The sequence below is a fragment of the Marinomonas posidonica IVIA-Po-181 genome (assembly GCF_000214215.1).
GTDB lineage: Bacteria > Pseudomonadota > Gammaproteobacteria > Pseudomonadales > Marinomonadaceae > Marinomonas > Marinomonas posidonica.
The window spans coordinates 1,358,710-1,371,800 of the sequence record NC_015559.1 but is presented as its reverse complement, the minus strand read 5'-3'; the positions used below and the strand labels follow the sequence as shown (position 1 = coordinate 1,371,800).

Sequence of the window (13,091 nt, the reverse complement as noted above, 5' to 3'; positions counted from 1 at the left end):
GCGAAGCAACTCAACACAACGAGTTGCTTCGCATTCAATTCATACACGTTAGTAAGTACAAATAATTAGATTTCAAGTAAAAGACGCGCAGGGTCTTCTAGCAATTCTTTAATGGTTACCAAGAATTGAACGGCTTCTTTACCATCGATCATACGGTGGTCATAAGACAGAGCCAGATACATCATTGGCTGAATTACCACTTGACCATTTACCGCCATTGGACGCTCTTGGATTTTATGCATACCCAAGATAGCCGTTTGTGGTGGGTTAATGATTGGCGTAGACATCAAAGAGCCAAACGTACCGCCATTAGTAATGGTGAACGTACCACCTTGCATATCGTCCATACCCAACTTACCGTCGCGACCACGGATTGCAAAATCCATGATAGTCGATTCGATGTTCGCAAGACCCATCGCCTCAGTATTGCGAAGTACAGGAACCATCAAGCCACGATCCGTTGAGACAGCAACACCGATATCTTGGTAACCATGGTAAACCATGTCATTACCATCAATAGATGCATTCACCGCAGGGAAGCGTTTTAGAGCCTCTGTTGCCGCTTTCACAAAGAAAGACATGAAGCCCAGTTTAGTACCATTATGAACTTTCATAAATTCGTCTTTGTATTTCTTACGAATTTCCATAACAGGACCCATGTTAACTTCGTTGTACGTTGTTAACATCGCTGCTGTTTGTTGAGCTTCAACCAAACGTTTAGCGATTGTCGCACGTAGACGCGTCATAGGTACGCGTTTTTCAACACGACCATCCGCACCCAATGCTGGCATCGCTGCAGCTGGTGCCGCTTTAGCAACTGGTGCCGCCGCTGGCTTCGCTTTCACAGCTGCATCAACATCTTCTTTAGTGATGCGTCCGCCTTTACCCGTACCTTTAACTTGTGCCGCTGATAAACCAGCTTCTGCTAAGGCTTTGCGTGCCGCAGGACCTGCTACACCATCTTCGTCGCCTTCAGCGGCTGGCGCTGCAGTCGCCGCTTCTACAGGAGCAGGAGCTGCGCCACCAGAGGCACCCACTAGAAAACTAGCCAATACTTCATCACTTAGGACAGTATCGCCTTCGTTCTTAGTAATCTCACCGATCACACCATCTGCTGGGGCAACCACTTCCAAAACAACTTTATCCGTTTCGATGTCAACGATGTGCTCATCACGAGAACAAGCTTCGCCTGGCTGCTTGTGCCAAGCCGCTACGGTACCGTCAGCAACGGATTCAGGGAAAGTTGGTGCTTTGATTTGTACCGTTTCTTTTGCAGAAGTTGATGCGGCTGGCGCATCGGCTGCTTTTTCAGCTGCCGGAGCGGATGCCGCTGCACCGCCCTCTTCAAATTTTGCTAAGACTTCATCGCTCAATACGATGTCACCTTCATTTTTCAATACTTCGGCGATGACACCATCAGCTGGCGCAACCACTTCTAGAACCACTTTATCCGTCTCAATGTCGACAATGTGCTCATCACGGGCACAGGCTTCACCTGGCTTTTTGTACCAAGTAGCAACAGTTCCGTCGGCTACAGATTCTGGAAAAGTAGGTGCTTTAATTTCAATGCTCATTTTATACCCTTATCTCTGACAGGCTATGGTACTAACCAACTAGTGCGTCGTTGACCAGTGCTTCTTGCTCTTCTACGTGGACAGACATGTAACCTGCTGCTGGTGCAGCTGATGAAATTCGACCCGCAAAACGGATCTTCAACTCAGGATACAGTTTTTCCAACACTCGATTCATACGGTGACGATTGGCATGCCAAGCACCTTGGTTTTTCGGCTCTTCTTGACACCAAACCAAACTCTCAACATTTTTGTACTGCTCCAATACGGACTCAAGGTCTGCATATGGGAACGGGTACAGCTGCTCTAAACGAACCACAGCGACATCGTCTTTTTCTAGCGCTTCACGGCGATTAATCAAATCGTAGTAAACCTTACCGCTACACAACACAATGCGTTTCACTTTATCCGCCGCGATGGACTCAGACGCTTCTGGCAATACTGTTTTGAAGCTGCCTTCAGCCAAGTCTTCCAAAGTCGAAGTAGCTTGTTTGTGACGCAGCAAACTCTTCGGCGACATGATAATCAATGGACGACGCATTGGACGGATCGCTTGACGACGTAAGATATGGTAAATCTGCGATGGTGTGGTTGGGACACAAACTTGAATATTGTATTCCGCACACAATTGCATAAAACGCTCTAAGCGAGCAGAAGAGTGCTCTGGGCCTTGACCTTCGTAGCCGTGAGGCAACAACATAGTCAGACCACACAAACGTCCCCACTTGTGCTCACCACTGGTAATGAACTGGTCAATCACCACTTGAGCACCGTTGGCAAAATCACCAAACTGAGCTTCCCAAACCACCAAACCTTGTGGCGATGTGCTGGCATAACCGTATTCAAACGCCAATACGGCTTCTTCTGACAAATAAGAATCGTAAAGATCTAACGTAGGTTGATCATCCGACAAATGTTTCAGAGGAATGTAGGTACTGCCATCTTTTTGACTGTGAACCACAGCATGACGGTGAGAGAAGGTACCACGACCAGAGTCCTGACCCGTAATACGAATCGGGTAGCCCTGCTCTAGCAAAGTAGCGAAGGCTAACGTTTCCGCATAACCCCAGTTAAGTGGCAAAGCACCAGCCGTCATTTTATCACGGTCTTGATAGATCTTTTGAACTTGACGCTGAACCACAACGCCATCAGGAACATGGGTAAGCTTCTTCGCCACGTCTTGAAGTTCAGCCAATGGATAACGAGTGTCGCCTTCATCTGTCCATTCAACACCTAAGTATGGTTTCCAATCCACAAACATCTTTGTTTGAGACTCTAATACTAGGCTTTGCGCGACGTGACGGCCATTGTCCAGATTTTCACGGTTATCATTCACCATTTTATCGGACAATTCTTTACTCACCACTGATCCAGCAATAAGCTTTTCAGCGTACAAGTTACGAGTGGTTTTTAACTTACTAATAACATTGTACATCAACGGCTGAGTACCAGATGGCTCATCTGTCTCGTTGTGGCCACGGCGACGGTAACATACCATGTCGATCACCACGTCACGGCCAAATTCGTAACGGTAATCTAATGCCAGTTGCGTCACAAACAAGACCGCTTCTGGATCATCGCCGTTTACGTGGAAAATTGGCGCCTGAATCATTTTCGCAACATCCGTTGCGTATTCGGTTGAGCGCGAATCTTCTTGACGGTTTGTGGTAAAACCAACTTGGTTGTTGATCACGATATGAACCGTACCGCCAGTACGATAAGCACGTGTCTGCGACATTTGGAAAGTTTCCATAACCACGCCTTGACCGGCAAAGGCCGCATCACCGTGAATGGAAATCGGCACAACAGACTTACCCGTTGTGTCTTTACGTCGGTCTTGACGAGCTCGAACAGAGCCCTCAACCACTGGAGAAACAATTTCTAAGTGAGACGGGTTAAAAGACAATGCGATGTGAACTTCACCGCCGGCCGTCATTACATTAGAAGAGAAACCTTGGTGGTATTTTACATCACCAGATGTGTTGACCAGCTTCTTACCTTCGAACTCATCAAATAAGTCTTTAGGATTCTTACCTAAGGTATTTACTAAGACATTCAAGCGACCACGGTGAGCCATACCAATCACAACTTCTTTTGCCCCTAAGGCACCAGAACGCTGGATTAATTCATTCACCATTGGAATCAAACTCTCACCACCTTCAAGACCGAAACGTTTCGCGCCTGGGTAACGGCTGGCTAGATATTTTTCTAGACCTTCCGCTGCAGTAAGTCGTTCTAATAGGCTTTCTCGGGTTTCTTGAGAGTATTCAGGGTGGGATCGTACGGATTCTACGCGCTGTTGCAGCCAAGCTTTTTCTTGTGTATCGACGATGTGCATAAACTCGTAGCCGATACTGCCACAGTAGGTTTTTTCTAGATCAGAAACAATGTCACCTAATTTCATTGACTCTTTGTTAAAAAACAAAGAACTGACATTAAATGACGTATCTAAATCAGCACCTGTTAATTGGTGATAACCCATATCCAAGTCAGCGACTTTTTCACGCTTTTGTAAACCTAGTGGGTCCAATGTCGCATGTTGATGACCACGAACGCGATAAGCATTAATCAACTGCAAGACACTGATTTGTTTCTGCTCATGATCAGAGCTCACTGCAACACCAGAACTGGCAGGCATGGCTCTAAATTTGTTTTTACCAATTTGCAGAAATTGCTCTTGAATAACTGAATGGGGAAGATCTGTTGACTGTGCTTCACTCACGCGAGGCAACTGGTCAAAACATTTCCGCCATTCTTCCGAAACTGAATTCGGATCGACGAGGTAGCTTTCAAACAACCCTTCTACATATTCCAAGTTTCCACCTGAAAAATGAGAGGTGCTCCACAGCAACTCCATTAAACTTTCGTGCATTCTCGATCACCCTTATGTTCGAGCCAGCTACCGGGGTCCCGGTTCAATCGAACGATTGATCTTATTATCAGGCCCGTAAGACTTTTGACAGTCTCGATTTTTTTGTTTACTTCCAGCTACTATCGCCCTTTTACGTTCAATACTAAGTCACTAAAAGCATATCACTCAATTCATGAAATACTTTGAATCCTTCATCACTGAGTTAGCAACTTTTCTTAGCACATCCTTGCTCGTAAAGGTCGAATTTTAAATTCTTTTTACCCTATTCTCCATAGGAAAATAGGCAAAATGGCGGCATTGAATATGGAGTCAAGCCGCCGAGTTCAGCAGTCAGGTCAAATTCACCCAGTGACTGTCTGAATTTTTCATCTATTAGGTTGCTCTTTGCAACAGCATAGTACGAATATTACCAATTGCCTTGGTAGGATTTAACCCTTTAGGGCATACATTGACACAGTTCATAATACCATGGCAACGGAAAACACTAAATGGATCATCCAATTCGCTCAAACGCTCTTGAGTCGCGTTGTCACGACTGTCAGCCAAGAATCGGTAAGCCTGTAGCAAACCAGAAGGACCAACAAACTTATCTGGATTCCACCAAAAAGATGGACAAGCTGTTGAACAACAAGCACACAAGATGCACTCATAAAGTCCATCAAGCTTTTCACGCTCTTCTGGGCTTTGCAGACGCTCAATGGCTGGCGCTGGCGTATCGTTCATCAAGTATGGACGAATTTTTTCGTATTGCTTGTAGAATTGCCCCATATCAACCACTAGGTCACGCACAACCGGCAAACCAGGTAGAGGACGTAGCACTAGCTTATTGTTCTTAGACGCTTCTGACACCGTTGTGATACAAGCCAAGCCATTTTTACCAGACATGTTCATACCATCCGAACCACACACACCTTCACGGCATGAGCGACGGTATGAAATGCTTGGATCTTGCGCTTTCAGCATGTTCAAAACGTCCAATACCATTAAGTCTTTACCTTCTGGTAACTCCACTTGGTAATCCTGCATATAAGGAGCGTCGTCCTTCTCAGGATTGTAGCGATAAATACTAACTAACATTGACATAACCCCTTAGTACGTACGAGCTTTAGGTGGGAAAGCGTCCATTGTCTTAGGCGCGAAGTTTACATCACGCTTAGTCACTTTCTTATCCGCTGGGTGGAACAAAGAATGCTTCAACCAATTCTCATCATCACGTTCTGTGAAGTCGTTACGGGCATGCGCACCACGACTCTCTTTACGAAATTCTGCAGGAACCGCTGTCGCTTCCGCCACTTCTAACAAGTTTTCAAGCTCAAGAGCTTCTATACGAGCCGTATTGAAAGCTTCACTCTTATCTTCAAGGTGAAGATTTTCAACACGCTGACGAATTTCCGCTAGCTGCTCCAGGCCTTTCTGCATAGAGTCACCTTCACGGAACACACCGAAATACAATTGCATGACACGCTGTAAGTCAGCACGAACTTCCGCCACACTCTCGCCACCTGTAGAAGTATTTAGGCGATTCAAACGTGACATAGCCGCTTCAACATCTGTGTCTGTCGCATCAAGGGAATCAAAACCCTCATCCAAGGATTTCTTAACCTGCAAACCAACTGCGCGACCGAATACGACTAAGTCTAGCAAAGAGTTACCACCTAAGCGGTTAGCGCCATGAACAGAGACACAAGCAGCTTCACCACATGCATAAAGACCGTCGACAACGATGTCTTCACCTGACTCATTTTGTTTCAGTGCTTGACCACCAACATTGGTCGGAATACCGCCCATCATGTAATGACATGTTGGAATAACTGGGATCGGCTCTTTCACAGGATCAACGTGAGCAAAGGTACGAGAGAGTTCAAGGATACCTGGTAGACGCTTATTCAAGGTCTCTTCACCTAGGTGATCCAGCTTCAGCAATACGTGGTCACCGTCTGGGCCGCAACCACGACCTTCAAGGATTTCCAAGATCATAGAACGAGCCACAACGTCACGACCAGCAAGGTCTTTCGCATTTGGCGCATAACGCTCCATGAAACGCTCGCCGTCTTTGTTGATCAGGTAACCACCTTCACCACGACAACCTTCGGTTACCAAGGTACCCGCACCATAAATACCAGTTGGGTGGAACTGCCACATTTCCATGTCTTGCATTGGGAAACCAGCGCGCAACGCCATACCAATACCGTCACCCGTGTTAATGTGAGCATTCGTAGTAGACTGATAAATACGGCCCGCACCACCTGTCGCAATAACCGTTGCTTTTGCTTTTAGGTAAACCGTTTCACCTGTTTCGATGCAGATAGCGATGACACCAACCACGGCGCCGTCATTATTTTTCACCAAGTCTGTGGCGTACCATTCATTGAAGAAAGACGTACCACCTTTTAAGTTTGCTTGATACAGCGTGTGCAACAAAGCGTGACCTGTACGGTCAGCCGCAGCACAAGTACGAGCAGCCTGACCGCCCTTACCAAAATCTTTAGATTGACCACCAAAAGGACGCTGATAAATACGGCCTTGCTCTGTACGAGAAAATGGCAAACCCATGTGCTCAAGTTCAAAGACAGCTTGTGGACCAACAGAACACATGTATTCAATGGCATCTTGGTCACCAATGTAGTCAGACCCTTTTACCGTGTCGTACATGTGCCAGCGCCAATCATCGTTTGGATCGTCACTTGCGATCGCACAAGTAATACCACCTTGCGCTGATACTGTGTGAGAACGAGTAGGGAATACTTTCGTAATGCAAGCGGTATCCAAACCTGTTTCTGTCAACTGAAGCGCGGCACGCATACCAGCACCGCCACCACCAATTACAATGGCATCAAATGAAATCGTACGAATATTCGCCATTACTTATAGCCCCCAAAGAACCTGAATGCCCCACACGATGTACACAAACATGGCCAAACCGCATAGAGATTGAAAGAAAAAACGTGCACCTGTTGCTTTAATATAGTCTGTCGAAACAGACCACAAACCGATCCAAGAGTGGATACCGATAGACAACAAGACCAACAAACTAAAAATGCGCATCCAAGTTGTTTCAAACAATGCGCTCCATTGCTCATAAGTCAGATCTGGATTACTCACCAAATAACCGATCATAAACAAAGTATAGACTGATAGAACCAATGCAGAGACTCGCTGCATCATCCAGTCATATAGGCCAGAACGACCAAAGCTTGTAATTTGAGTTACCATATCCACACTCCTGCTAATACGATAAAGACGGCAGCGATAATCATGTTGGCTATTGCCGCACTACGCCCACTGTCCAATTCTTCGAAATACCCCATATCCATGAACAAGTGTTTCACACCTGCCACTAGGTGATACAACAATGCAGATACCACGCCCCAAATAATAAACTTGGCTAGAAAGCTGGTTTGCAAAGTGTTGGCAACTTGATCAAAGCCCTGCTGAGAATCCAAAGACAAATCAAACGCATAAAACAAGAATGCCAATCCCACAAAGAGAATGATTCCTGTTACACGATGAAGAATGGATACAATGGCGGTGACTGGCTGGGATATTGTTAAAATATCAAGGTTGACTGGTCTTTTTTTGTTCACGAGTTATACACCATTTTTTCGATTGAATGGTCAATCACGACCCTATGACTATATGATTACGCAGTTGGTAAGCAAAACGATCACTCGTCGCATAGGACTTAAATTGAAAACCCCATCGATTTACAAATGACGATCTAAAAGCGACTCTCTTTTAACTATCATCAACAAATCAATGAGATTATCTGGGGCGCAATTATAGACCAGCAAAAAATACGAAGACAAATAGACTAGACAAGGGGTTTTCAATGGTCATCATTCATCAAATGAATGTAGCCATAAACCGAAACAATAATGGTATAAAATTACATAAATGTAACCTCAAAAAACACAAACTTTATCCTTTGTAAACATAACGTTACAAAATAAAAGTACAGCATTTAATCAACCCCACCCCGTATGTTTTGTCAGTTTATTACAAAAACTTATGACGCTAAGTCAATAAAGTGTCAGTAGTCAAGATTGACTTTTATGGTCTATAAACAGTATTTTTTCTCGCACCTTCTGGGCCAGGATTATCAAATAATACGAATTCTTCGCCCCGGACCAGAATATGAAGGAGACCAAAATGGCTGATAAAAAAGCACTACTCAAAGTGGACGGTATCGATCAATCCATCGAACTTCCAGTCCTTACAGGCACTCTAGGTACAGACGTTATAGACGTTCGCGGCCTTGGTGCTAACGGTGTTTTCACCTACGATCCAGGCTTTATGTCTACCGGTTCTTGCGAATCCGCGATCACTTACATTGATGGCGAAGCTGGAATTCTTCTGCACCGCGGCTACCCTATTGCCCAACTTGCAGAACATTCAGACTACCTAGAAACCTGCTACCTGCTACTTTACGGGGAACTTCCGACAAAGGAACAGCGAGCAGAATTTGAACGTACGGTTGGTAAACACACTATGGTGAACCAATCCATGCATAAATTCATTGAAGGCTTCCGTAATGATGCCCACCCAATGGCAATTATGTGTGGTTTAGTTGGCGCATTGTCTGCTTTCTACCAAGATCATATGGACATCAACAATCCTGAACATCGTGAAATAGCGGCGTTCCGTTTGATTTCCAAAATGCCAACCTTGGCAGCTATCTGTTTTAAATATTCTAAAGATCAGCCCGTTATGTACCCACGTAACGACTTATCTTATGCTGAAAATTTTCTATACATGATGTTCGCAACCCCATGTGAAGACTACAAAGTGAATCCAGTATTCGCAAAAGCGATGGATCGCATCTTTGTTTTGCATGCTGATCACGAACAGAATGCTTCAACCTCAACGGTTCGTTTAGCCGGATCTTCTGGCGCTAACCCATTTGCATGTATCGCAGCAGGCATTGCGACACTTTGGGGTCCAGCACATGGTGGTGCCAATGAAGCGGTATTGACCATGTTGGAAGAAATTGGTGACGTTGAAAATATTGATGAGTACATTGCGAAAGCGAAAGACAAAAATGATCCTTTCCGCTTAATGGGCTTTGGCCACCGTGTTTACAAAAACTTTGACCCTCGTGCCAAAGTGATGCGTGAAACCTGTGACCAAGTACTTGAAGAACTAGGCCAATCTAATGACCCGCTCTTGAAAATCGCCAAACGTCTTGAGCAAATTGCTCTAGAAGACCCATACTTCGTGGAACGCAAGCTGTACCCGAATGTGGATTTCTACTCTGGCATCATTATGAAAGCCATTGGCATCCCAACCAGTATGTTTACGGTTATCTTTGCCATGTCCCGTACTATTGGCTGGATTTCACACTGGAACGAAATGATCTCTGGACCGTACAAAATCGGTCGCCCTCGCCAACTGTATGTTGGTCATAAAGAAAGAGATTACCCAGCAGATAAGTAGTTTTATCGCACAAAAAAACGCGTCCAATGTGACGCGTTTTTTATACCTATAAGTTACAGTATCGAATATTATTCATCGTCTTCTTCAACGATTTCAGTGACTGTTTTCTCACCACATTTGACGCAATTCCCTTCAATCCAAATACGTCCTTGCGACTCAAACTCTTGCGGATCCGTCATCCCAAGATCCACTTCCATACATTGATTACACCAAGTTTGGGTCATAAAATCTTGCTGTTCTTCTAATGGTCGTGCTGAAAAATCACGAGCAACAATGTTTTCCGCTGCAATATCCGTCATTAATTTACTCCACTGTACAAATAAGACACCACTCGATTAGCGTCAGGGTCTAGCGCATTTAAAGGCGTTTCAACCAGCAAACGACTCAAGGAGATTGAGTTAAACAGTTTTTGCTTATCCCCATCAATCTCAACACTGTATTCTACTTGCTCACCTTTCACTTGCACTAAGCTCACTTCACGAACAACACTGATGCTTTCAAGGTAAGCCTGTACTTTTGCCATAGAGGTGTAATTGTTCACACCACCAATCTGAATATTCAAACGACTGGCCAAACCACTGTTTCGAACCGAAGCATAACGAGAGGCAAACACATTGGCGAGCTTTGCACTGGCTTCAACTAACAAGGCTTCTAAACTGTCACCAGTCAAAACAAAGCGGTCTGTTTCTCCACTTTTTTGCATCACCATCAAACTGCCACCAATGTGACCTGCATAGTTACTCACTCGTAACGCGGCCACCGCATCGGTCTGATAACGTTGGCTGGCATTGGCAATGGTGTCTTCAAAAAAGCCCCAAACGTCTGCTGCGGTAATAGTATTTTGGTCTACTTGATCAATGAGAGGGGCATAAATTGGCACGCCAACCAAACTGTTTGCACGAGCAAAGTCATTCAAAATTTGTGACGGCGCATTCGAACCAGACAATCGCCTAATACCATTGTTCTCACTGGCCAACCAAACCAAAACCGAAGGCCGGTTACTTCCCCATACAGGCAAACCATTTTGCGATAAGAAGCGATCAATCGACTCTGGATAAAAAGTCACTTTGATTTGCTTACCCGGCACCAAACCATCATCGCTCGGCAACAACTCACTTAATGAGGCCACAGAATGTTGCGCCACCCAGCTAGCCGATTGCTGTCGCGCTTGGCTCAATAAATCTCCTGTGATTGCCTCTTTATTACCAGACACTTTCACCAACACTTGCTCAGCCGCCAACCTGAACGCTTGATTTAGCATGCCGGCTTCCGATTGTGTCACTGGCAAATTAATTTCAGCGCTGTACAACCCTTTTACATTGACCGCCTGAACCGACGATGCAAACAAAAAAACCATTAGTAGAAAAAATATACGAGAATTCATAGCCCTTCCTTCGTTTATTTTGTCTATTCTACTGTCTTAATCGCAAAGAACCATAGCCCTAATGTGTCACTATGGTAAAATGCCTTTTTTTCCTCGTACCATGATAAGGCATAGGCAATGACCAAGTCGGACAAACCATCGATTAGTTATAAAGACGCAGGCGTAGACATCAACGCTGGCAACCAACTTGTTGAACGCATCAAAGGCGTTAGCAAAAAGACTCGCCGCCCAGAGGTAATGGGTGGTTTAGGCGGATTCGGGGCCCTCACTCGTTTACCAACAAAATACAAAAAACCGGTTTTGGTCTCTGGCACAGACGGTGTGGGTACCAAGCTGCGTCTTGCAATGGACTTAAATCAACACGACACCATTGGCATTGACCTTGTGGCAATGTGTGTTAACGACCTTGTCGTAGCCGGTGCTGAGCCTTTGCTTTTCCTTGATTACTATGCAACAGGAAAATTGGATATCGACGTGGCGGCCAATGTGGTGACTGGTATTGGTGAAGGTTGTTTACAAGCAGGTTGTGCCCTAGTGGGTGGTGAAACCGCTGAAATGCCTGGTATGTATCATGATGGTGACTACGATCTAGCAGGTTTTTGTGTTGGCGTCGCGGAAGAAGAGGATGTCATCGACGGCAGTCAAGTCAAAGCGGGTGACAAACTGATCGCGCTTGGTTCGTCTGGCCCTCATTCAAACGGTTACTCTTTAATCCGTAAAATCTTAGAAGTCAGCCAAGCGGATCTGAACACAGACATCGACGGTGTCGCACTGAAAGATGCGCTTATGGCACCGACACGCATTTACGTAAAATCTATCCTAAAATTGATGGAAAGCGTTCAGGTTAATGCTCTTGCTCACATTACTGGTGGCGGTTTGTTGGAAAATATCCCTCGTGTTTTGCCAGAAGATGCGGCTGCCAAAATTGATGCCAATAGCTGGAAACGTCCTGCTGTGTTTGATTGGCTTCAAGAACAAGGAAATGTCGAGCAAGAAGAAATGTACCGAGTTCTAAACTGCGGTGTCGGCATGGTATTGTGCATCAATGCAGACAAAGCAGAAGAAGCATTAAACCTTCTTCAAGCTGAGGGTGAACAAGCCTGGATCATTGGTGAAATTTGCCCACGTCAAGACGGTAAAGATGTGCTGATTTCTGATCTAGAGTCGAACGCATGAGCTTTCCAGTCATTGTCTTGATTTCAGGCAGTGGCAGTAACTTGCAAGCTTTGATTGATCAAAGCTTGCAAGGCAAACTGGACATCGATATCAAAGCCGTGATCAGTAATAAAGCCGATGCTTTTGGATTAGAAAGAGCTCAAAAAGTGGGAATTCCCACCCATGCTCTAGACCATAAGGCGTTCACCAGTCGCGAAGCATTTGATGAAGCACTGCAACAGACAATCGATCAGTACCAACCTAAGCTCGTGATACTGGCTGGTTTTATGAGGATATTGACTGAAACCTTTACGAAACATTATGAAGGTAGAATGCTCAATATTCATCCGTCTTTACTGCCAAAATTTAAAGGTTTGGATACACACCAAAGAGCCATAGATGCCAAGGAACAAGAACATGGTGTCTCTGTGCATTTTGTCAGCTCAGAATTGGATGCTGGCGCGGTGATAGTACAAGCCAGCACAAAGATAGAGACAGATGAGACCGCAAGCAGTCTAGCCGATAAAGTGCATGCTCTTGAGCATGTTATTTATCCACTGGCCGTGAAATGGTTTAGCGAAAATCGACTGACATTAAAATACGGTACGGCCCATTTGGATGACACCCCCTTGTCTGAGACAGGCATTCTTTATCATCCAGGCCTAACCTAAAAAAG

11 protein-coding genes are annotated in these 13,091 nt (G+C 45.1%); 3 read left to right on the top strand and 8 right to left on the bottom strand.

All coding sequences use genetic code 11. The features are described 5' to 3' along the window. Positions 1–65: 65 nt before the first annotated feature. From odhB to sdhC, 6 genes are all read right to left on the bottom strand, one after another. On the bottom strand, positions 66–1,574 hold the full coding sequence (odhB, locus tag MAR181_RS06425; protein WP_013795792.1) for a 2-oxoglutarate dehydrogenase complex dihydrolipoyllysine-residue succinyltransferase: 1,509 nt from the start codon (positions 1,572–1,574) through the stop codon (positions 66–68). 31 nt (positions 1,575–1,605) lie between these two features. Continuing rightward, positions 1,606–4,443, bottom strand: coding sequence for a 2-oxoglutarate dehydrogenase E1 component (locus tag MAR181_RS06420; RefSeq protein ID WP_013795791.1), 2,838 nt, complete (start codon positions 4,441–4,443; stop codon positions 1,606–1,608). Between the two features lie 372 nt (positions 4,444–4,815). Then, positions 4,816–5,520, bottom strand: a complete 705-nt coding sequence (locus tag MAR181_RS06415) for a succinate dehydrogenase iron-sulfur subunit (protein WP_013795790.1) — start codon at positions 5,518–5,520, stop codon at positions 4,816–4,818. A gap of 12 nt (positions 5,521–5,532) precedes the next feature. Beyond that, entirely contained in the window at positions 5,533–7,305 is a 1,773-nt protein-coding gene (sdhA, locus tag MAR181_RS06410) for a succinate dehydrogenase flavoprotein subunit (RefSeq protein ID WP_013795789.1), read from the bottom strand. Between the two features lie 3 nt (positions 7,306–7,308). After that, positions 7,309–7,656, bottom strand: coding sequence for a succinate dehydrogenase, hydrophobic membrane anchor protein (gene sdhD, locus MAR181_RS06405; protein ID WP_013795788.1), 348 nt, complete (start codon positions 7,654–7,656; stop codon positions 7,309–7,311). Continuing rightward, a complete protein-coding gene (gene sdhC, locus MAR181_RS06400; protein WP_013795787.1) occupies positions 7,650–8,027 on the bottom strand; it encodes a succinate dehydrogenase, cytochrome b556 subunit in 378 nt (125 codons plus the stop codon). Before sdhC ends, sdhD begins: the two co-directional genes overlap by 7 nt. A gap of 565 nt (positions 8,028–8,592) precedes the next feature. Between sdhC and gltA the strand changes: the two genes are divergently transcribed. Continuing rightward, the gene (gene gltA, locus MAR181_RS06395; RefSeq protein WP_013795786.1) at positions 8,593–9,876 is read left to right on the top strand and encodes a citrate synthase; all 1,284 of its coding nucleotides are present in this window, start codon (positions 8,593–8,595) and stop codon (positions 9,874–9,876) included. Between the two features lie 68 nt (positions 9,877–9,944). On the opposite strand, the gene MAR181_RS06390 is transcribed toward gltA, so the two are convergent. Together MAR181_RS06390 and MAR181_RS06385 are read right to left on the bottom strand one after the other, a co-directional pair. Further along, a complete protein-coding gene (locus MAR181_RS06390) occupies positions 9,945–10,175 on the bottom strand; it encodes a hypothetical protein (RefSeq protein ID WP_013795785.1) in 231 nt (76 codons plus the stop codon). Continuing rightward, a complete protein-coding gene (locus MAR181_RS06385) occupies positions 10,175–11,260 on the bottom strand; it encodes a DUF2066 domain-containing protein (protein ID WP_013795784.1) in 1,086 nt (361 codons plus the stop codon). The genes MAR181_RS06390 and MAR181_RS06385 overlap by 1 nt, the downstream gene beginning before the upstream one ends. A gap of 117 nt (positions 11,261–11,377) precedes the next feature. Between MAR181_RS06385 and purM the strand changes: the two genes are divergently transcribed. Further along, the gene (purM, locus tag MAR181_RS06380; RefSeq protein ID WP_013795783.1) at positions 11,378–12,436 is read left to right on the top strand and encodes a phosphoribosylformylglycinamidine cyclo-ligase; all 1,059 of its coding nucleotides are present in this window, start codon (positions 11,378–11,380) and stop codon (positions 12,434–12,436) included. After that, positions 12,433–13,086 carry a phosphoribosylglycinamide formyltransferase gene (purN, locus tag MAR181_RS06375; protein WP_013795782.1) on the top strand — a complete coding sequence of 218 codons (654 nt, stop codon included), beginning with the start codon at positions 12,433–12,435 and terminating at the stop codon, positions 13,084–13,086. The genes purM and purN overlap by 4 nt, the downstream gene beginning before the upstream one ends. The last annotated feature ends 5 nt before the right edge of the window (positions 13,087–13,091 follow it).